The sequence below is a fragment of the Spirillospora sp. NPDC047418 genome (genome assembly GCF_040643275.1).
Taxonomy (GTDB): Bacteria; Actinomycetota; Actinomycetes; order Streptosporangiales; family Streptosporangiaceae; genus Spirillospora.
The window spans coordinates 1-18,953 of sequence record NZ_JBEYTW010000139.1; the positions used below are offsets into that span (position 1 = coordinate 1).

Annotated in this window: 19 protein-coding genes; 9 read left to right on the plus strand and 10 right to left on the minus strand. The window is 74.6% G+C overall.

Annotation, left to right across the window (positions count from 1 at the left end; genetic code table 11):
- Nucleotides 1–197 precede the first annotated feature (197 nt).
- Nucleotides 198–1,073 (minus strand): LysR substrate-binding domain-containing protein, encoded by an 876-nt coding sequence (locus ABZ806_RS42380; protein WP_500224887.1) that lies wholly within the window; start codon nt 1,071–1,073, stop codon nt 198–200.
- A gap of 74 nt (nt 1,074–1,147) precedes the next feature.
- On the opposite strand from ABZ806_RS42380, the gene kdgD reads away from it, so the two are divergent.
- Together kdgD and ABZ806_RS42390 are read left to right on the plus strand one after the other, a co-directional pair.
- Nucleotides 1,148–2,062: a 5-dehydro-4-deoxyglucarate dehydratase gene (gene kdgD, locus ABZ806_RS42385; protein WP_500224888.1), complete on the plus strand. Its 915-nt coding sequence runs from the start codon at nt 1,148–1,150 to the stop codon at nt 2,060–2,062.
- 1 nt (nt 2,063) lies between these two features.
- Nucleotides 2,064–3,218 carry an L-talarate/galactarate dehydratase gene (locus ABZ806_RS42390; RefSeq protein ID WP_500224891.1) on the plus strand — a complete coding sequence of 385 codons (1,155 nt, stop codon included), beginning with the start codon at nt 2,064–2,066 and terminating at the stop codon, nt 3,216–3,218.
- A 110-nt stretch (nt 3,219–3,328) separates the two neighbouring features.
- Here ABZ806_RS42390 and ABZ806_RS42395 read toward each other — a convergent pair whose 3' ends face one another.
- Both ABZ806_RS42395 and ABZ806_RS42400 read right to left on the minus strand, forming a co-directional pair.
- Complete coding sequence (locus ABZ806_RS42395; protein WP_275406865.1) at nt 3,329–3,451, minus strand: LPFR motif small protein; 123 nt, start codon at nt 3,449–3,451, stop codon at nt 3,329–3,331.
- A 53-nt stretch (nt 3,452–3,504) separates the two neighbouring features.
- Nucleotides 3,505–4,287: a putative protein N(5)-glutamine methyltransferase gene (locus ABZ806_RS42400; protein ID WP_500224898.1), complete on the minus strand. Its 783-nt coding sequence runs from the start codon at nt 4,285–4,287 to the stop codon at nt 3,505–3,507.
- A gap of 79 nt (nt 4,288–4,366) precedes the next feature.
- Here ABZ806_RS42400 and ABZ806_RS42405 point away from each other — a divergent pair, with 79 nt between their 5' ends.
- The 4 genes from ABZ806_RS42405 to qcrB all read left to right on the plus strand — a co-directional run bounded on the left by ABZ806_RS42405 (nt 4,367) and on the right by qcrB (nt 8,636).
- Nucleotides 4,367–5,206 carry a pentapeptide repeat-containing protein gene (locus ABZ806_RS42405; RefSeq protein WP_500224901.1) on the plus strand — a complete coding sequence of 280 codons (840 nt, stop codon included), beginning with the start codon at nt 4,367–4,369 and terminating at the stop codon, nt 5,204–5,206.
- Nucleotides 5,207–5,297: 91 nt separating this feature from the next.
- Entirely contained in the window at nt 5,298–5,828 is a 531-nt protein-coding gene (locus ABZ806_RS42410; protein WP_500224905.1) for a hypothetical protein, read from the plus strand.
- Complete coding sequence (locus tag ABZ806_RS42415) at nt 5,828–6,925, plus strand: PrsW family intramembrane metalloprotease (RefSeq protein ID WP_500224908.1); 1,098 nt, start codon at nt 5,828–5,830, stop codon at nt 6,923–6,925. The genes ABZ806_RS42410 and ABZ806_RS42415 overlap by 1 nt, the downstream gene beginning before the upstream one ends.
- Before the next feature lie 55 nt (nt 6,926–6,980).
- Nucleotides 6,981–8,636 carry a cytochrome bc1 complex cytochrome b subunit gene (qcrB, locus tag ABZ806_RS42420; protein ID WP_500224910.1) on the plus strand — a complete coding sequence of 552 codons (1,656 nt, stop codon included), beginning with the start codon at nt 6,981–6,983 and terminating at the stop codon, nt 8,634–8,636.
- Between the two features lie 13 nt (nt 8,637–8,649).
- Here the strand turns inward: qcrB and ctaD are convergent, their stop codons facing one another.
- The 3 genes from ctaD to ABZ806_RS42435 all read right to left on the minus strand — a co-directional run bounded on the left by ctaD (nt 8,650) and on the right by ABZ806_RS42435 (nt 11,855).
- Nucleotides 8,650–10,329 carry an aa3-type cytochrome oxidase subunit I gene (gene ctaD / locus ABZ806_RS42425; protein ID WP_500224913.1) on the minus strand — a complete coding sequence of 560 codons (1,680 nt, stop codon included), beginning with the start codon at nt 10,327–10,329 and terminating at the stop codon, nt 8,650–8,652.
- Between the two features lie 81 nt (nt 10,330–10,410).
- The gene (locus ABZ806_RS42430) at nt 10,411–10,734 is read right to left on the minus strand and encodes a DUF2795 domain-containing protein (protein ID WP_500224915.1); all 324 of its coding nucleotides are present in this window, start codon (nt 10,732–10,734) and stop codon (nt 10,411–10,413) included.
- 101 nt (nt 10,735–10,835) lie between these two features.
- Nucleotides 10,836–11,855 carry a Ppx/GppA phosphatase family protein gene (locus ABZ806_RS42435; protein WP_500224920.1) on the minus strand — a complete coding sequence of 340 codons (1,020 nt, stop codon included), beginning with the start codon at nt 11,853–11,855 and terminating at the stop codon, nt 10,836–10,838.
- 129 nt (nt 11,856–11,984) lie between these two features.
- Here ABZ806_RS42435 and ABZ806_RS42440 point away from each other — a divergent pair, with 129 nt between their 5' ends.
- From ABZ806_RS42440 to ABZ806_RS42450, 3 genes are all read left to right on the plus strand, one after another.
- Complete coding sequence (locus ABZ806_RS42440) at nt 11,985–12,635, plus strand: hypothetical protein (protein WP_500224921.1); 651 nt, start codon at nt 11,985–11,987, stop codon at nt 12,633–12,635.
- 71 nt (nt 12,636–12,706) lie between these two features.
- Nucleotides 12,707–13,894, plus strand: a complete 1,188-nt coding sequence (locus tag ABZ806_RS42445; protein ID WP_500224922.1) for a zinc-dependent alcohol dehydrogenase — start codon at nt 12,707–12,709, stop codon at nt 13,892–13,894.
- Nucleotides 13,895–13,994: 100 nt separating this feature from the next.
- A complete protein-coding gene (locus tag ABZ806_RS42450) occupies nt 13,995–14,381 on the plus strand; it encodes a nuclear transport factor 2 family protein (protein WP_500224924.1) in 387 nt (128 codons plus the stop codon).
- 60 nt (nt 14,382–14,441) lie between these two features.
- Here the strand turns inward: ABZ806_RS42450 and ABZ806_RS42455 are convergent, their stop codons facing one another.
- The 4 genes from ABZ806_RS42455 to ABZ806_RS42470 are packed head-to-tail and all read right to left on the minus strand — an operon-like array spanning nt 14,442 to nt 18,793.
- Entirely contained in the window at nt 14,442–15,323 is an 882-nt protein-coding gene (locus ABZ806_RS42455) for a hypothetical protein (RefSeq protein WP_500224926.1), read from the minus strand.
- A complete protein-coding gene (locus tag ABZ806_RS42460) occupies nt 15,320–16,492 on the minus strand; it encodes a cytochrome P450 (RefSeq protein WP_500224929.1) in 1,173 nt (390 codons plus the stop codon). Before ABZ806_RS42460 ends, ABZ806_RS42455 begins: the two co-directional genes overlap by 4 nt.
- 10 nt (nt 16,493–16,502) lie before the next feature.
- Nucleotides 16,503–17,705 (minus strand): PucR family transcriptional regulator, encoded by a 1,203-nt coding sequence (locus ABZ806_RS42465; protein WP_500224932.1) that lies wholly within the window; start codon nt 17,703–17,705, stop codon nt 16,503–16,505.
- Between the two features lie 11 nt (nt 17,706–17,716).
- A complete protein-coding gene (locus ABZ806_RS42470; protein ID WP_500224934.1) occupies nt 17,717–18,793 on the minus strand; it encodes a polyprenyl synthetase family protein in 1,077 nt (358 codons plus the stop codon).
- Nucleotides 18,794–18,953 lie beyond the last annotated feature (160 nt).

Here is an 18,953-nt window from a genome sequence, read left to right on the forward strand (position 1 = left end):
CTCGTCCACCTCCGCCGCGAAAGGAGCGATCTTGGCCTCGGCCAGCTCACGCACCGTACGCCGCAGCAGCTCATGCTCCTCGGACGGCGCATACGCCGGATAGTCGCTCATCGTCCCCTCCACCTGCCGCCGGATACTTTGATGACCAATATTTTAACGACAAAATAAGTGACGCCGCGCGCTCCGGTCAAGGCGGGTCACAGGTGCCGGAGCAGCTTGGCGAGCGCCGGGTTGTCGTTGCTCCGGCGCCAGGTCAGGCTCAGCTCGACGGGATCCGGGCCGGGGACGTCCACGGGCCGGAACGTCAGGCCCGCGTAGCGGAGCCGGGACGCGGCGGCGGGCACCAGCGCGACGCCCCAGCCGCAGCCGACCAGGGCGAGGATGCTGTGCACCTGGCTGAGGTACTGGGCGTACACCGGCGAGACGCCGGCCTGCCGGAACAGGCTGATCACGAGTTCGTGGAAGTAGCGGGCCTCGGCGGGCGAGTACATGATGAACGGCCGCCCGTCGAACTCGGCCAGCGGGAGCGGCCCGTCCCCCGCGGCCAGCGGATGCCCGTCGGGGATCGCCGCGAGCAGCGCCTCGCGGTCGGCCGGGCGCTCCGCGAGGTCCGGGTCGGTGACCGGCGGCCGCACCAGCCCGAGGTCGAGGCTGCCCTCGGCGAGGGCCCGCACCTGGTCCCTGGTCACCATCTCCCGCAGGACGATCCCGACGTCCGGCAGCGCCGCCCGCGCCACCTCCAGCAGCCGGCCGAGCGTGGCGTGGGCGCTCGCCGCGGTGAACCCGAGCGTGAGGCTGCCAGCCTCCCCCGCCGAGACCTGCCGGGCCGACATCGCGGCGTGGTCGGCCTGCTGGAGCAGCCGGCGCGCCTCGACCAGGAAGGCGCGCCCGGCCGGGGTGAGGCGGACCGAGCGGTTCGTCCGGTCGAACAGCCGCACCTTCAGCTCGTGCTCCAGCAGCTGGATCTGCCGGCTGAGCGGCGGCTGCGTCATCCGGAGCCGCTCGGCGGCGCGGCCGAAGTGCAGTTCCTCGGCGACGGCCACGAAGTTCGTGAGCTGGGTGAGCGTGAACATCGATTCCCTGCGGGTATCAGTGGATGCATTTTTCGTGTTGGACCTGGATCAATCGGCCATCCTAGCCTCGGGGCATGAAGCAGACTGCGCCCGAAGAGATCGCGACGCGGCTCGGGTCCGGGCTCCTGTCGTTCCCCGTCACCCACTTCCACGACGACCTGTCCTTCGACGAGGACGGCTACCGGCGGCACATCGCCCGGCTCGGCGGGTACGGCGTCGCCGGCCTGTTCGCGGCGGGCGGCACGGGCGAGTTCTTCTCGCTCACCCCGGACGAGGTCGGCCGGGTGGTGCGGGCGGCCGTCGCCGAGGCGCCCGGCGGCCTGCCGGTGATCGCGCCCGCCGGGTACGGGACGGCGGAGGCCGCACGGATGGCGCGGGACGCCGAGGAGGCGGGCGCCGACGGGGTCCTGCTGTTCCCGCCCTACCTGACCGAGGCGTCGCAGGACGGCCTGGCCGCGCACGTCCGCGCGGTCTGCGCGGCGACCCGGCTCGGCGTGACGGTCTACAGCCGCGCGAACGCCGTCTACCAGGACGCGACGGTCGCCGAGCTCGCCGAGACCTGCCCCAACCTGGTCGGGTTCAAGGACGGCGTCGGCGACCTGGAGCTGATGACGCGGATCAGGTCGCGGCTCGGCGACCGGCTCGTCTACATCGGCGGGCTGCCCACGGCGGAGACGTTCGCGCTCCCCTACCTGGAGATGGGCGTCACGACCTACTCCTCGGCGGTCTTCAACTTCGTCCCGGAGTTCGCGCTCGCGTTCTACGCCGCCGTCCGCGACCGGGACCGGGACGAGGTGGCGCGGCGGCTCGCCGAGTTCGTCCTGCCGTACTGCGACGTCCGCAACCGCAAGAAGGGCTACGCGGTGAGCATCATCAAGGCGGGCCTGCGGGTCACCGGCCACCCCGCCGGCCCCGTGCGCCCGCCGCTGACCGACCTCACCGAGGCCGAGACCGCCGATCTGGCCGAGCTCGTGAAGCGGGCGCGCTGAGATGACGGGGGTCCCCGCCGGCGAGGCGACCCTGGACCGGGTCGCCTGGATCGAGCTCTCGTCGGTCACGCTGCCGCTCGCCGTCCCGGTCAGCGACGCGAAGGTGCTGACCGGGCGGCAGCGGCCGATGACCGAGGTGGTGTTCCTGTTCGCCGAGATCGGCACCGAGGAGGGCCACGCGGGCATCGGGTTCGGCTACTCCAAGCGCGCCGGCGGGCCCGGCCAGTTCGCGCACGCCGCCGAGATCGCGCCCGCCCTCATCGGCGAGGACCCGAGCGACATCGCGAAGATCTGGACGAAGCTCGCGTGGGCCGGTGCCTCGGTCGGCCGCAGCGGGCTCGCCACGCAGGCGATCGCCGCGATCGACATCGCGCTGTGGGACCTGAAGGCCAGGCGGGCGGGCCTGCCGCTCGCCAAGCTCCTCGGCGCGCACCGCGACTCCGTCCGCTGCTACAACACCTCGGGCGGCTTCCTGCACGCGCCGCTGGAGGAGGTGCTCGACAACGCGGCGGCGTCCGCCGCCGCCGGCATCGGCGGCGTCAAGATCAAGGTGGGGCATCCCGACCACGCCGAGGACCTGCGCCGCGTCACCGCCGTCCGCGAGCGGCTCGGCGACGCGTTCCCGCTGATGGTGGACGCGAACCAGCAGTGGGACCGGCCCGCCGCGCAGCGCATGGGCCGCGCCCTGGAGTCGTTCGGCCTCACCTGGATCGAGGAGCCCCTCGACGCCTACGACGCCGAGGGCCACGCCGCGCTCGCCGCCGCGCTCGACACGCCGATCGCGACCGGCGAGATGCTCACCAGCGTCGCCGAGCACTGCGCGCTCATCGACAGGCGCGCCGCCGACATCATCCAGCCGGACGCCCCGCGCATCGGCGGCATCACCAATTTCCTCCGGCTCGCGGCGCTGGCCGACCACCACCACCTGCGGCTCGCGCCGCATTTCGCGATGGAGATCCACCTGCATCTGGCCGCCGCCTATCCGAGCGAGCCGTGGGTGGAGCATTTCGACTGGCTCGATCCGCTGTTCAACGAGAGGCTGACGATTCAGGACGGCCGCATGCACGTCCCGGCCCGCCCCGGTCTCGGCATCACCCTCACCGACCAGGCCCGCGCCTGGACGACGCGGCACGCGCGGATCGGCGCGCGCCGGTGACGAACGGCCGCCGGAGCAGGGTCCGAACCCGCACGACCTGGTCCGGAACCACGGGCCGCCCCGGACCTTAGGGGGAATGGTCCGGGGCGGCCGGGTCTCGCGTGGTCGCGTTACCGGTGGGTGCGGGTCCTGCGCGAGGGGGTCAGCAGCCGCTGCAGGACCCGGAAGGGCAGGGTCACGATGCTGACGATCGTGCCGATGATGGCGCTGAGCGCTGCACTGATGCGGCGCATGAGATTTCACTCCTTCAGGTCGTCCTAGGCGACCTGTACCCGCGCGTCGGGTTTTACACCGGCTTTGCCCCGATGACGACCGTGGCGTAGAACTCCTCGGACGTCTCGACCGCGGCGGCCAGTCCGCCGCGCTCGACGGCGGCGACCGCGGCCGGGAGCTGCCGCTCGCTCGTCTCGAACAGCAGGTGGCCGCCGGGAACGAGCCACCGCGCCGCCTCGGCCGTGACCCGGCGCAGGACGTCCAGGCCGTCGGGGCCGCCGTCGAGCGCGACGCGCGGCTCGTGGTCGCGGGCCTCGGCGGGCATCAGCGCGACGTCGCCGGTCGGCACGTACGGGACGTTGGCGAGCAGCACGTCGACCCGGCCGCGCAGCGCGTCCGGGAGCGGCGCGAACAGGTCGCCCTCGTGGGCGTGGCCGCCGAGCGGCGCGATGTTGCGGCGGGCGCAGCGCACCGCGGCGGGCTCGACGTCGGCGGCGTGCAGGGCGTACTCGTCCAGCCCGGTGACGAGCGCGGCGCCCAGCGCGCCGGAGCCGCAGCACAGGTCGACGACGACGGGGCGCGGCGGGACGAGCGCGGCGGCCCGCCGGACGAGGAACTCGGTGCGGCGCCGGGGCACGAACACCCCCGGTTCGACGGCGATCCGCAGGCCGCAGAACTCGGCCCAGCCGAGGACGTGTTCGAGGGGCAGCCCGGCGGCGCGCCGGTCCACCATGGCGGAGGCGTCGGCGGGCGTGCGGGCGGTGGCGAGGATCAGCCGCGCCTCGTCCTCGGCGAACACGCAGCCGGCGGCGCGCAGCCTGGAGACGATGGCGGACTCGGTCATGGGCGTCGTCATGGGCGTTTCCGGACTCTATCCCAACCGCCGTCCGCACCGGCCGTCCGGAGCAGGGGCGGTGCGGGGCGAGAATGGGGCGTTGTCCACGGACGGGGGCGGGGTGTCGGAGAGGGCGGGCCTGAAGGCCGACTGCGCGAGCTGTTTCGGCCTGTGCTGCGTCGCGCTGCCGTTCGCGAAGTCGGCCGACTTCGCGATGGACAAGGACGCGGGCGAGCCGTGCCGCAACCTCCTGGCCGACTTCCGCTGCGGCGTCCACACCGAACTCCGGCAGCGCGGTTTCCAGGGCTGCACGGTCTTCGACTGCTTCGGCGCCGGCCAGAAGGTGTCGCAGCAGACCTTCGCCGGCCGCGACTGGCGCGCGGACCCCGACACCGCCCGCCGGATGTTCCAGGTGTTCCCCGTGATGCGGCAGCTCCACGAACTGCTCTGGTATCTGGACGAGGCCGTGGCGCTGCCGGCCGCCGGGCCCGTCCGCGCGGATCTGCGGCGGGCGTTCGACGACGTCGAACGCCTCACCCGCGGCGGCCCCGGAGAGCTCACCGCGGTGGACGTCCCGGCGGTGCGCGAACGGGTGAACGCCCTGCTCCTGCGCGCGAGCGAGCTGGCCAGGGCCGACGTGCCCGGCCGCCGCGAGGACCGGCGCGGCGCCGACCTGATCGGGGCGCGGCTGCGGGGCGCCGACCTGCGCGGCGCCTGCCTGCGCGGCGCGTACCTGATCGCGGCCGACCTGCGCGGCGCGGACCTGCGGCGGGCCGACCTGATCGGGGCGGACCTGCGGGACGCCGACCTGCGCGGCGCCGACCTCACCGGCTGCCTCTTCCTCACCCAGGCGCAGCTGGACTCGGCGCGGGGCGACGCCGGCACGCGGTTGCCGGCGGCCGTCGAACGCCCCGCGCACTGGGCGGTCCACGCGCGCTGATCTTGTTTAGTCCCGTTGTCAAGGGGCATTTCCGCAGCGCACGTCATCGGGGGGTCACGTGGCGCGGGTGAGATGGTGGGGCACGGGGCTCGTGGCGCTTGTGCTGCTGGTCCTCGCCGCGGGGCTCCCGCTGCTGGACAAGGCCCTCGGCAGCGGCGCGGAACCGCTCGCCGCGGGGGCGGTCCTCGCGGTCGGGACCGAACGCGACGGCGTCCGCCCGGTGACGTTCTCCGTCCCGTCTCCCGGCTGGGTCCTCGACAAGGCGGACTCCTCGCTCGCGAGCAACGTGGAGCTGTCCAACTCCGGTGTGGGCCTGCACGTGCGCGTCGTCGTGCCGCTGGCGCCGCTGGACGCGCGGCGGCTGTGGGACGGCCTCGGCCGCATCGTCGCCGCCGGGGGGCGCTCGCGGCTGGGCCCGCGGCCCGTCCCGATCACGACCGCGCACGGCCTGACGGGGCTGACCGGTCGGCTCGCCGGGCCGGAGCGGGCCGGGACGGCGACCGTGTTCGCCCGGCGGACGCTCGGCGCGACCGTGACGGCGTCGGGCCCGCCGGGCGCCTACCGCAGGCTGGCCGCCGAGGTCGGCGCCATCGTGCGGACCCTGCGGATCTCGGCCCCGTGATGACCCGGCGGCCGGCGTTCTGGCTGTGGGCGGCCGCGTGCCTGCTCGGCGCCTGGATCGCCTTCCACGGGATCGGCGCGCACGTCGCGGCGTTCCCGGTCGGCGCGATCGTCGGGTTCACGCTGCTGGCGCCGTCGCTCGCGGTGGGCGTCTGGGTGCTGCGGCGGCTGCACCCGGTCCGGTCGCATCCGCTCGGGTACGCGCTGGTCGCGGTGGCCTGGGGTGGCCTCGCCGCGTTCGGCATGGCGCTGCCCGCGAACTCGGCGTTCCAGGCGGTCATCGGCAAGACGGCGGGGCCGGGGTTCAACGCCGTGTGGGGCGCGTCGATCGCCGCGCCGGTCGACGAGGAGATCCTGAAGCTGCTCGGCGTCGCGGTGCTGGCGCTGATGGCGCCGGCCGCGGTGCGCGGGCCGCTCGACGGGTGGGGGTACGGCGCGCTCGCCGGGCTGGGCTTCCAGTTCGCGGAGAACTTCCTGTACGTCCTCAACACGATCGTGCTGACGGGCGCCACGCAGGACGCCAGCGCCGCGTTCTTCTCCTTCGGCAGCCGGGTGGTCGGCGGGGCGTGGTGGAGCCACTGGGCGATGACGGCGGTCGCCGGCGCGGGGCTCGGCTGCCTGCTCGGGCGCGCGGGCCGGACGGGCCTCGCCGCCGCGGCCGGCGCGCTGCTGCTGGCGATGGCGCTGCACTCGTGGTGGGACGCGCCCGTCCTGTCCGGGGTGCTGCTGCTGCCGGTGAAGGGCGCGCCGATCCTGCTCGCGGCGATCGCCGCCTACCGGCTCTCGCGGCGGCACTACCTGTCGCACTTCCGCCGGACGGTGCACGCGGAGACGGCCAAGGGCGTCCTGGTCCCGGGCGAGGGGCACGTCCTGGCGTTCCGCAAGTGGCGCCGCAAGGAGCGCTGGGACGTGCCCGCCGGCGAGCCGCGCCGGATGCTCGCCCGGCTGCGCGCCGACCAGCTCGAACTGATCGAGGACGGGCTCGGCGGCCTGGAGCGCGACCCCGGCGCCGCCGACCGGCTGCGGGCCGACATCCAGATCGTCCGGCACCGCCTCACCTCCGCCGGGCAGACCCGCGCACCCGACCGTTTGCCGTGATCGGCCCCGGGTACCCGCCCTGCGGGAATACGGCGCGGGCACGGGAGAGAGCGCGATGGCGGGACGCAAGGGCGGGGCCAGGGCGGGAAGGAAGGCCGGGGAGGAGGCCGAGGAGCGGGTACGGAAGGTCTTCTGGGGTGTGAACGACCGGCTCGGCTCCACCTCGTTCCTGACCGAGAACATCAAGAAGGCGTTCCCCACCCACTGGGCGTTCCTGCTGGGCGAGATCGCGCTCTACTCGTTCGTCATCCTGGTGCTGACCGGTGTCTTCCTCACGCTGTTCTTCAAGCCGAGCGGCGTGGTGGAGGTCTACGACGGCTCGTACGCGCCGCTGAAGGGCCTGAAGATGAGCGAGGCGTACGCGTCCACGCTGCATCTCACGTTCGACATCCGGGGCGGGCTGCTGATGCGGCAGATCCACCACTGGGCGGCGAACGTCTTCGTCGCGGCGATCACGGTCCACCTCCTGCGCATCTTCTTCACCGGCGCGTTCCGCAAGCCGCGGGAGATCAACTGGCTGATCGGCTTCACGCTGTTCGTGCTGGCGCTCGCCGAGGGGTTCGCCGGCTACTCCCTCCCGGACGACCTGCTGTCCGGCACCGGGCTGCGGATCGCCGAGGGCATCATGCTGTCGATCCCCGTCGTCGGGACGTATGTGAGCCTGTGGGTCTTCGGCGGCGAGTTCCCGTCGAGCGAGGAGTTCATCCCACGGCTGTTCACCGTGCACATCCTGCTCATCCCCGGGATCCTGATCGCGCTCATCATCGTGCACCTGATGATCCTCTGGCACCAGACGCACACCCAGTGGCCGGGCAGCAGGCGGCGGGAGATGTCGGTGTCCGGCGAGAAGACCTTCCCGCACTTCGCCACGCAGAGCGTCGCCTACTTCCTGTTCACGTTCGGCGTCCTCGCCGGGATGGCGGCGTTCCTCCAGATCAACCCGGTGTGGCTGTACGGCCCGTACGAGACGGACCAGGTCTCGACAGGGTCGCAGCCCGACTGGTACGTCGGCTTCCTCGAAGGCTCGCTGCGCATCATGCCGCGCCTCTCGACGACCGTCGCGGGGCACACCATCGCGTGGAGCGTCCTGCTGCCCGCCGTCATCCTGCCCGGGGTCTTCTTCACGCTCATCGCCCTGTACCCGTTCCTGGAGCGCTGGGCCACGGGCGACGAGCGCGTCCACCACCTGCTGGACCGGCCGCGCAACGCCGCGACCCGGACGGCGATCGGCGCCGCGGCCATCGCCTGGTACGGCAACCTGCTCGCGGCGGGCGGCAACGACGTCATCTCCGACACCTTCAAGATCCCGCTGTTCTGGACGACCTGGATCTTCCGCGCCGGCTTCTTCCTCGCGCCGATCAGCGCGTTCGTCATCGCCCGGCGCGTCTGCCTGAGCCTGCAGCGCCGCGACCTGCGGATCCGCGAGGAGGGCGTGGAGAGCGGCCTGATCTCGCTGACCCCGGCGGGCGGGTTCGAGGAGCGGCACGAGCAGCCGTCGCAGGAGCAGGAGGCCGTCGTGCGGACCCGGCGGCCGGGCGAGCTGGTCGCCCCGTACCCGAACCACCTCGTCCCGCTGCCGACCCCGGACCGCGCCCGCACGCAGGTGCGGACCCGCAGCAACCGCTTCTACCTCGACTACCAGTCCGAGTCCTACGGCGGCGGCCAGGGCGACCTCAGCCGGCCGTCGCAGGACGGCGAGGGCGGCGGCTGACCCGCACCCCGCGTCACTCGGGCGGCGGGAGCGCCGGCTCCTTCTCCTGCGGCGGCTCGATCGGCGGGTAGCGCAGGTCGAACGCGGGGCGCACGGAGCGGATCCGCGGCATGGCCGTGAAGTTGTGCCGGGGGGGCGGGCAGGACGTCGCCCACTCCAGCGAGCCGCCGAAGCCCCACGGGTCGTCCACCTCGACCTTCTCTCCGCGCCGCCAGGTGCGCAGGACGTTCCATAGGAACGCGAACGTGGACGCGCCGAGGATGAACGCGCCGATCGAGGAGACGAGGTTCAGCGTGGCGAACTTCTCGGGGTAGTCGGCGTAGCGGCGCGCCATGCCCTCGGCGCCCAGCCAGTGCTGGACCAGGAACGTCGTGTGGAAGCCGACGAACAGCGTCCAGAAGTGGATCTTTCCCCAGGTCTCGTCGAGCATCCGGCCCGTCATCTTCGGCCACCAGAAGTAGAAACCGCCGAACGTCGCGAACACGATGGTGCCGAAGAGGACGTAGTGGAAGTGGGCCACGACGAAGTACGAGTCGGTGACGTGGAAGTCCAGGGGCGGGGACGCGAGGATGACCCCGGTCAGGCCGCCGAACAGGAACGTGACGAGGAACCCGATCGAGAACAGCATCGGCGTCTCGAACGTCAGCTGCCCCTTCCACATCGTGCCGACCCAGTTGAAGAACTTGATCCCGGTCGGGACGGCGATCATGAAGGAGGTGATGGAGAAGAACGGCAGCAGGACACCGCCGGTGGCGAACATGTGGTGCGCCCATACCGTCATCGACAGCCCGCTGATCGCGATGGTGGCCGCGACCATGCCGAGGTAGCCGAACAGCGGCTTGCGGGAGAACACCGGGATGATCTCGGTGACGATCCCGAAGAAGGGGACCGCGACGATGTAGACCTCCGGATGCCCGAAGAACCAGAACAGGTGCTGCCAGAGCAGGGCGCCGTGGTTCGCGGCGTCGTAGATGTGGGCGCCCAGCTTGCGGTCGGCCTCCAGCGCGAACAGCGCCGCGGTCAGGGTCGGGAAGGCGATGATCACCATGAGGCTGGTCAGCAGCGCGTTCCAGGTGAAGATCGGCATCCGGAACATCACCATGCCGGGGGCGCGCAGCGTGATGATCGTGGTGATGATGTTGACCGCGGTCAGGATCGTCCCGAACCCCGACAGGATCAGCCCCATGGTCCACAGGTCGCCGCCCAGCCCCGGCGAGTACGTCGGCGAGGTCAGCGGCGAGTAGCCGAACCAGCCGAAGGCGGCCGCGCCGCCCGGCACGATGAACCCCGAGAGGACGATGAGCCCGCCGAACAGGAACAGGTAGTAGGTGAGCGCGTTCATCCGGGGGAAGGCCACGTCCGGCGCGCCGATCTGCAGCGGGACGATCACGTTGGCGAACCCGAGGAACGTCGGGGTCGCGAACAGCAGCAGCATGATCGTGCCGTGCATGGTGAACAGCTCGTTGTAGGCCTGGTTGCTCACCACCTGCTTGCCCGGCTCCAGCAGCTCGGCCCGCATGATCATGGCCATGACCCCGGCCGCCAGGAAGAACATGAACGAGGTCGTGAGATACAGGTAGCCGACCATCTTGTGGTCGGTGGTGGCGAAGATGTGGGCGATCCTGGTGCCCTTGCGGTGGCGCGCGAGCGCGTCGGCGACGCTGGTGTCGTCCCTCCCCTGCACGGCCGTCATCTACGACACTCCCTCCCTCGTCCGAGCCCAACGGGCCAGTTGCCGCGCAGGGCCCGTTCAAACGCGGGGAAGGGGGCGGTGTCACCACTCGTCGCCGCGGTCCAGTTCCTCCTCGATGGGCGACCGCTCGGCGTGCCGCGCGTGCTCGCTCAGGCCGGACTTCTCGTGGTGCCGGCGCTGGTGGTCCCGCTCGGACGGGGTGCGCCCCGGGTCCGGGTCGAGCGGGACCGACCGCACCACCTCGGCCACGTTGTCGTAGGTGCCGAGCGGCAGCGACAGCAGTGCGTGCTCGGCCTCCCCCTCGGGCCTCCGGCTGTGCGCGTGCTCGACGATCCGCTCCTTGTCCGCCGGGAACGGCAGGTCCCCGAGCAGCTCCTCGATCTCCCGCGCGTCGGCGAGTGCCATGGCGTGCTCCCCCCGGTGATGGACCGTCCTGCCGCGGAACTGCCCGCCGCGCCGCAGGTCAAACGCCGGGCGCCGGGCACGGGCCCCGGCCCGCGCCGGGGTCAGGTGACGGCGCGCAGCGACGCTCCCCGCAGCGTCATGGGCCGCCGCTCGGGGAACAGCTCGGGACCGCGCCCGCCCGCCAGCTCGCTCAGCCGGTGCAGGAGGACGCCCTCGCGCAGCGCCCACGGGCAGAGCTCGAGCCGGTCGAGGCCGAGGACGTCCATCACGCCCTCGGCCACGATCGCGCCGGCGAGGATCTGGTGCGCGCGGGACGCCTTGACCCCGCGCAGCCGGGCCCGCTCCTCGTCCGGCAGCTTCGCCAGCCGCGGGATCCAGCGGTGCAGCTCGCGGCGGTCGAGGCGGCGCTCCCGGTAGGGGCCGGCCTTCGCCTTCGGCGCGCCGCACAGCCGGGCGAGCTGGGTGAAGGTCTTGGACGTCGCCACGGCGCGGGCCGGCGCCGGCCGCGCGGCGATCCCGGCGACCGCCTCGCCGAGCACCGACCGGACGTGCTCGCGCACCGCCCGGCAGGTCCGCTTGCGCACCGGCGGGCGCGGCGGCAGGTGGTGCCGGGTGAGGCGGCCCGCGCCGAGCGGCAGCGACAGCGCGATCTCCGGCTCGGACCCGGCGCCGTAGGCCAGCTCCATGGAGCCGCCGCCGATGTCGGCGAGCAGCATCGGCCCCGCCGACCACCCGAACCAGCGGCGGGCCGCGAGGAACGTCAGCCGCGCCTCCCGCTCGCCGGTAAGGAACCCGAGCTCGACGCCCGTGGCGGCGCGGACCTCGGCGGCGACATCGTCGCGGTTGGCGGCGTCGCGCAGCGCGGACGTCGCGTACGGGACGAGTTCGACCACGTCGAGGGCCGCGGCGGCGGCCACCGACTCGCGCACCGCGCCGATGAGCCGCCCGACGGCGGGCCGGCCGATGACGCCGTGCCGGTCGGTGGCCTCGGCCAGCCGCACGGCGCTCTTCACCGACCGGACCGCCGCGGGCGGGTACCCGGGGTCGAGGTCGGCGACCCGCAGGTGCGCCGAGTTCGAGCCGATGTCGAGCACGCCGAGTCGCAGGGGGCCGTCGTCCATGGAGCTGCTTTACCCCGCATTGACGCGGTCAGTCGGCACCTCGTCCGCCGGACGGCGGCGACCGGCGCGGTAGAGAGCGGAAAGTTCGGGAAAGGCGCTGGAGAACGGCACGTGCGAAGGAGCCCCCCGGTGCCCCAGGACGAACTCGACACTCCGGCCGGGCTCACGGCCGCACGCGACGAGGCCGCCCGCGCCATCGACCGGCTCGACACGGCGCGCAGGCGCGCCGCGCGGACCCGCGGCGACCGGGCGACGCGGGACGCGGGCACACCGGGCCTGGACCGGCCCGTCCGGGAGAACCCCCGGGAGCACCCGCGGGAACGCGAGGTCGCCGAGGCGGCGCGCGCCCTGGCCGACGCCGCCCGCGAGCTGACCCGGCTCGTCCGCGACTACGGGCCCGGACCCGCGGCCCGTCCCGTCCGCCGCTCCCCGCCGGCCGGAACCGCGCGGCAGCGGAGCCGCGAGCGGCGGGACGGCCGGCCCCTCGTGACGCTCGACCTGGCGCAGCGCGTCGGTCCCGGCTGGCGGCTGTACCAGTTCACGCTCGCCGACCGCGACGCCCACCGCTGGCATCTGCGCCACGACGGCCACGCCGCCGGGACGGTCACGCACGTCCTCGACCTGCGCGGACGGCGCACCGGCTGGGAGGCCCGCGACGCGCGCGGGTTCCGCCTCCCGCCCGGTCCCGGGCCGGAGGCGTACCGGCTCGCGGCGCCGCACCTGTGGGCCACCCGGGTCGCCGCCGTCCGCGCCGCGGCGCGCGCCCACCGCTGCCCCTGACGGACGTTTCGCCGCGTTCGGCGGGGTAGGGCCGCCTGGGACGGGGCCACCGCGTCCGAGGAGGAGCAACGATGAAGGCCGTCACCTGGCACGGCAAGCGCGACGTCCGCGTCGACACCGTGCCCGACCCGCAGCTCAAGGAGCCGGACGACGCGATCATCAGGGTCACCTCGTCCGGCATCTGCGGGTCGGACCTGCACCTGTACGAAGTGCTCGGGCCGTTCCTCGCCGAGGGCGACGTCCTCGGCCACGAGCCGATGGGCGTCGTGGAGGAGACCGGCCCGGACGTCGAGCACGTCAAGCCGGGCGACCGCGTGGTCATCCCGTTCAACATCTCCTGCGGCCGCTGCTACATGTGCGAGCGGCGGCTGTACGCGCAGTGCGAGACGACGCAGGTCCGCGAGCAGGGCTCGGGCGCGGCGCTGTTCGGGTACACGCGGCTGTACGGGCAGGTGCCGGGCGGGCAGGCCGAGTACCTGCGCGTCCCGCAGGCGCACTTCGGGCCGATCAAGGTGCCGGAGGGCCCGCCGGACGAGCGGTTCGTCTACCTGTCGGACGTGCTGCCCACCGCGCGGCAGGCCGTCGAGTGGGCGCGGATCCCCGAGGGCGGGACGGTCACCGTGCTCGGCCTCGGCGCGATCGGCCAGATGGCGGCCCGGATCGCCCGCCACCGCGGGCACCGCGTGATCGCGGTCGACCTCGTACCGGAGCGGCTGGAGATGGCCCGCCGGCACGGCATCGAGGTGATCGACGCCGACGAGGCCGACGACGTGCCGGACGCGGTCCGCCAGCTCACCGGCGGGCGCGGCACCGACTCGGTGATCGACGCGGTCGGCATGGAGGCGCACGGCTCGCCGGGCGCCAAGCTGGCGCAGACCCTCACCGGGCTGCTGCCGGGCAACTCCGCCGCGCCGGTGATGCAGCGCGTCGGCGTCGACCGGCTCGCCGCGCTCAACACCGCGATCGAGATCGTCCGCCGCGGCGGGACCATCTCCGTCATCGGCGTGTACGGGGGCATGACCGACCCGATGCCGATGCTGAAGATGTTCGACAAGGGCATCGGGCTGCGGATGGGCCAGGCGCACGTCAAGCGGTGGATCGACGAGCTGCTGCCGCTCGTCGCCGACGACGCCGACCCGCTCGGCGTGATGGACCTCGCGACGCACCGCTGGCCGCTGGAGAAGGCGCCGCAGGCGTACGAGATGTTCCAGAAGAAGCAGGACGGCGCGATCAAGGTCCTGCTGCAGCCGGGCGCCTGACGCCGCCAGCGGGCGGTGATCGCGGCCGGGGCCCGCTCCCTCTAGGCTTTCGCCACGTCCCCCGGGGCGAGCCGATGACCCGAGCCTGGAGGTGGGCCCCATGCACCCGTTCCGCGCGGCCATTGAGAAGGGCGACATCGACGCCCTCCCGGCGCTGCTGGCCGAGGACGTCGTGTTCCTCAGCCCGGTGGCGTTCGCGCCGTACGAGGGGCGGGCCGCGGTCACCGCGATCCTGCGCGCGGTGACCCGGGTGTTCACCGGCTTCCGCTACGTCCGGGAGATCGGCGACGGCCGCGACCACGCGCTGGTGTTCAAGGCGCGGGTCGGCGACCGGGAGGTGCACGGCTGCGACTTCCTGCACCACGACGACACCGGGCTCATCGACGAGTTCTGCGTGATGGTGCGGCCGCTGTCGGGCGCCCGCGCGCTGGCGGACGCGATGGCGGTGGAGTTCGCGAACGTCCGGCGGGAGATGGGCCTGGCCTGACGCGCGGCCTGACGCGCGGCCTGACGCGCGGCCTGACGTGCGGCCTGGCGTGCCGCGCCGTCAGCGGGCGAGCCCGAGCGCGGCGCAGCACGCGAAGGCCAGCAGCGGGTAGGCGGCGGTCGCGGGACGCGGCCACCGGGCGCGCCCGCGCGCGAAGTCCCGCGCGGCGGCCGCCGGGACGGCGAGCGGGGCGACCGCGGCGAGCGTCCACCAGCCGGGCCTCGCGAAGGCGGCGAGCAGCCCCGCCGACAGGGCGGCCGACGCGAGGGCGAGCGCCAGGGTGCCGGTGACGCCGAGCGCCGTCACGTAGGTCCGCTCCCCCGCCCGCGGCGCCCGGGTGAGCTTCCCCGCCAGCTCCGCGTGTCCCGCCGCCGTCACCGCCACGGCGATGGCGACGAGGCCGTACGCGTCCGGGCCGTGCCCGGCCGAGTCCAGGTAGCCGGCGTACAGGTAGAGGTGCAGCAGGACGGGCGCGGGGAGGCTGACCAGCAGGCCGGTGAACAGCCTGTCGCCCGAAGGCCGCCCCCACCGCCGGTAGACCCACACGGCCACCGCCGCGTAGCCGAGCTGGACGAGCAGGATCCCGGCCCGCCACGGCCACGCCGCGTTCAGCGCGATGAGCACCACGGCGCCCGCGCCGTACAGCGCGGCGAGGTCCGGCACGCCCACCGCGCCGGACGCCAGCGGGCGCCCGGGATGGAACCGCCGGTCGTAGTCGAGGTCGCGGACGTCGTCCAGCGCCCGCATGAGCAGCAGGTCGACGAGCAGCGTCGCCGCCGCGACCGCCGTCCCGCCACCCGGCCGCCATCCGGAGCCCGAGGGGTCGACGGCGGCGAACAGACCGGTGACCCCGCAGGCCCAGAGCACGGCGAAGACCGCCGACGGCGCCGGTGGATGACTGCCGAGGACGAACCGCCCGGTCCGGACGGCCCATCCCCTCATCGCCGGGAGCTTTCCTGCCAGGTGAGCGGCAGCTGCCAGACGCCGCGCAGGAACATGCGGTCGCGCCAGGCCAGGTGCGCGGGGTCCACCGCCGGTGCGAGGTCGTCGAACCGGTGGAGGAGCGCGGCCAGCGCCGTCTGGAGCTGCACGCGGGCGTGGTGCGCGCCCAGGCACATGTGGCGGCCGTGCCCGAACCCGAGGTGCGGGTTCGGGGACCGGGCCGGGTCGAAGCGGTCCGGCCCGGGGAAGGCCGCCGGGTCGCGGTTGGCGGCGTCGGTGAGCGGGACGACGACCTGCCCGGGCGCGATCGGCGTCCCGGCGAGCTCGGCGGCGGCGAGGGCGACGTGCGGGTGCCCGCCGGTGCCGGCGAACCAGACCCAGCGCAGGTACTCCTCGACCGCGGACGGGATCAGGGACGGGTCGGCGCGCAGCCGGGCGGCGAGCCCCGGGCGCGACGCCAGGTCCAGGACGCAGGCCCCGAGGAAGGCGGACGTGGTCTCGCCGCCCGCCATCAGCAGCCCGGCCCCGAGCACGGCGGCCTCCTCGTCGGTCAGGTCCGAGCCGTGCGCGAGCGCGGTGAGCAGGTCGCCGCCGGGCAGCGCCCGGCGGGCCGCGACCTGCTCGGCGAAGTAGCCGCGCATGCCCGCGTGCGCCGCCGCGACCTCGTCGTCGGGGTGGTGCCCGGCCGACATCAGCGCGCTCGCCCACGGCAGCAGCAGGCCGAGGTCGCCGGCCGGGACGCCGAGCATGCCGCAGGCGACCGCGTACGGGAACGGCGTCGCGAACCAGGCGATCAGGTCGGCGGGCGGGCCGTCCGCCGCCACGCCGTCCAGGAGGCGGCCGGCGAGCGCCGCCGCGCGGGGGCGGCCGGCCTCCGCGCGGCGGGCCGTGAACCAGGCCCGGACGGCCCGCCGGCGCCGGGTGTGCGCCGGCGGGTCGGCGGCGGCCAGGGCGAGGGACTCCGGGGTCCGGGCGAAGAGGGTGCCGCCGTGCCACGCCTCCCGGCCGAACCGGTCGTCGGACAGGACCGCGCGGACGTCGGCGTGCCGGGTCACGAGCAGCGCGTCGCGGCCCGCCACCGCGGCCGGTATCAGCGGCCGCGCGCGGAGGCGCCGCAGGTGCCCCGCGTCGAGCGGGACGCCCGGGCGGTGCGGAAGGGGGAAGTCCACCGGTTCTCCTTCAGGCGCTCAGCGGCGGGGGCAGGGAGGTCTCCTCGGCGCGGTGCCCGCCGCGTTCCAGGCCGCTGAGCCGCGCCGAGGTGAGGGCGGCGCGGAACAGCTGGATGCCGCGCGCCGAACTCGGGTCGACGCCCGACAGGTCCCGGATGCGGTCCAGCCGGTAGTGCAGGGTGCGGCGGTGGATCCACAGCTCCCGCGCGGCGCGCTCGCGGTCGAGGTTGCAGGCGAGCAGCACCTCCAGCGTGCGCCGCAGGTCGGTGCCGGCGTCCAGCGGCTTCAGCACGGCGGCGAGCCGGCCGCGGATCGCGGGCTGGTCCAGGATGGCCAGCTCGACGAGCAGCTCGTCGGCCCGGTAGGGGCGGTCCTCGGCGTCGGGGATGGCCTTGGCGACGGTCAGCACGCGGGACGCCTCCTCCAGCGCGTCGGGGATGCCGGCGAGGCCGCGCCGGAACGCCTCGGCGGCGTGCACCGGGCCGCGCGCCCGGGCGGCGAGCGACGCGGTGAACTCGGCGGCGCGGTCCTCGGCGCGCGGCGGGTCGGCGGCCGGGAACAGCGCGATGAGGCCGGACAGGTCGCCGGAGTACAGGACGCCGTCCCAGCCGTCCAGGCGCTCGCTCGCCCGCTCCCAGCAGGAGGCCGCGGCGGGCGCCTCGCACAGCAGCACGAGGTAGGCGGGGGCGAGCCGGACGCCGGCCGCCTCGGCGATGACGCCCGCGGGCGCCCCGTCGATCAGGGTCTCGGCGAGCAGCCGGCGCAGCGGCCGCGACCGGCCGCCCTCGCGGGGCGCCTCCGCGTAGCCCTGGATGCACGCCTCCCGCGCGCCGATGGCGAGCCGCGCCGCGTGCGCGGTCAGCTCGGCCATCTCGGCGAAGCATCCGGCGGGCGCGATCGTCCAGCAGGTGCGGGCGGCGGCGGCCAGCGCGAGGTCCCACACCTCCGACAGCACCGGCAGCGGGATCGCCTGCCGCGCCGCGAGGACGCCGAGGTCGCGGAAGCGGCCGAGGTCCTCGGCGGGCAGCGGCTCGCCGGTGAGCACGAGCGCGGTCAGCCGGGTGCAGGTCTCGGCGCGGCCGCCGAACATCGGGCCGGCGGCGCGCCGGATCGGCAGGTAGGCGGGGTGGCCGTGCAGGGCCTCGCCGATCGCGGCGGCGACCCGCGGGCCGCCGGAGACGAGGATGTCGGAGAGTGCGCGGGGAGCGGTCATCGCGTCCTCTCCTAGGCCACGGCCAGCCGGAACCTGGGCAGGTGGCCGACGGTCTCGTCGACCAGCCCGTGCAGTTCCCGGACGCAGCCCGGCTCACCACCCATCACGCGACGAACTCCGCTCGAGCCGCCGAGGAGGTCGAGGAGGCCGTGCGCCCGCTCGATGAGCGGCGCGACGGCGGCGGCGTAGGAGTCGATGACGTCGTCGTCCAGCATCCAGGCGGCCAGCTCGGCGCGCGCGGACGCCGAGTGCCGGGCGGCGGCGTGCAGCGCGAGCGCCTCCCGGCGCCGCCCGGCGGGCAGCGCGGACAGCAGGTGGACGAGCAGGAAGGTCGCGGTGCCGTTGGCGAGGTCCTCGTGCCGGCCGGACGCGAGGTCGCGCTGGTCGTTGACGAGCTGGCGCAGCACGCCGAGCGACCGCCCGAACGCGCGCCACCGGGCGGTGCGGCCGCGGTCCGCGCCGGCCAGGCACGCCGCCGCGGCGGCGGCCATCGCGTAGGGGGCGCCGGTCTTTCCCGCGTAGCCGTGCAGCACCGATGCGGGCGTGGCGGCCGCCGCGCCGCCGGTGAGGTCGCGGAGCTGGCCGTCCACGGCGTCCAGCCAGCAGCGCGACAGCTCCTCGCCGAGCGCGGCGCGGGTGGCGGCGGGCACCGGCAGGGCGGCCAGGAGCCGGGCGGGCAGGTGGCTGCCGACGGCGAGCGCGGTCAGCACCTTCGCGCCCGCGGCGGCACCGGACGCACCGGGCGGTCCGGGCGCGTCGGTCAGGTCGTCGAGGTGGCGCGCGGACGCCCACCACAGCAGGTGGACCACCGCGATCGGCGCGGCGGGGCCCGGATCGCCGGTCTCCGCGCCGTGCAGCAGCAGCGGCAGCGTGATCATTCCGCGCATGCCGGGGCCGGAGCCCTTCGCGCGGGCGAGGTCGAAGAACTCCAGCAGGAACTCCGACATGGCGCCGCCGACCATCTCCCGGCCGTCGTCCAGGCCCATCGCGAGGCCCTCGGCGAGCAGCTCGCACAGCCGCGCGACCTCCGCCTCGATCTCGGCGATCGCCCGTTCCTGGGCGGCCCTGCCGAACACTCCGTCGTCCACGTGCCGACTCCTCTGGTGCCGCGGGGTGTCATGGGCCGCGCCGGCGGCGTCCGGCGCGGCCCGTCATCAGCGGGCGCGATCGTCCAGGATCCGGACCGTGCCGGCGCGCCCGTCCAGCTCGATCCACGCTCCGTCCGGGATGCGGTCGGCGGCGCCGCCG

Coding starts and splice junctions, on each gene's coding strand:
- ABZ806_RS42450 (WP_500224924.1), top strand. CDS start 13,995: ATGCACCCGTTCCGCGCGGCCATTGAGAAGGGCGACATCGACGCCCTC.
- ABZ806_RS42465 (WP_500224932.1), bottom strand. CDS start 17,705: ATGACCGCTCCCCGCGCACTCTCCGACATCCTCGTCTCCGGCGGCCCG.
- ABZ806_RS42455 (WP_500224926.1), bottom strand. CDS start 15,323: ATGAGGGGATGGGCCGTCCGGACCGGGCGGTTCGTCCTCGGCAGTCAT.
- ABZ806_RS42380 (WP_500224887.1), bottom strand. CDS start 1,073: ATGTTCACGCTCACCCAGCTCACGAACTTCGTGGCCGTCGCCGAGGAA.
- ABZ806_RS42390 (WP_500224891.1), top strand. CDS start 2,064: ATGACGGGGGTCCCCGCCGGCGAGGCGACCCTGGACCGGGTCGCCTGG.
- qcrB (WP_500224910.1), top strand. CDS start 6,981: ATGGCGGGACGCAAGGGCGGGGCCAGGGCGGGAAGGAAGGCCGGGGAG.
- ABZ806_RS42395 (WP_275406865.1), bottom strand. CDS start 3,451: ATGCGCCGCATCAGTGCAGCGCTCAGCGCCATCATCGGCACGATCGTC.
- ABZ806_RS42430 (WP_500224915.1), bottom strand. CDS start 10,734: ATGGCACTCGCCGACGCGCGGGAGATCGAGGAGCTGCTCGGGGACCTG.
- ABZ806_RS42435 (WP_500224920.1), bottom strand. CDS start 11,855: ATGGACGACGGCCCCCTGCGACTCGGCGTGCTCGACATCGGCTCGAAC.
- ABZ806_RS42415 (WP_500224908.1), top strand. CDS start 5,828: ATGACCCGGCGGCCGGCGTTCTGGCTGTGGGCGGCCGCGTGCCTGCTC.
- ABZ806_RS42400 (WP_500224898.1), bottom strand. CDS start 4,287: ATGACGACGCCCATGACCGAGTCCGCCATCGTCTCCAGGCTGCGCGCC.
- ctaD (WP_500224913.1), bottom strand. CDS start 10,329: ATGACGGCCGTGCAGGGGAGGGACGACACCAGCGTCGCCGACGCGCTC.
- kdgD (WP_500224888.1), top strand. CDS start 1,148: ATGAAGCAGACTGCGCCCGAAGAGATCGCGACGCGGCTCGGGTCCGGG.
- ABZ806_RS42445 (WP_500224922.1), top strand. CDS start 12,707: ATGAAGGCCGTCACCTGGCACGGCAAGCGCGACGTCCGCGTCGACACC.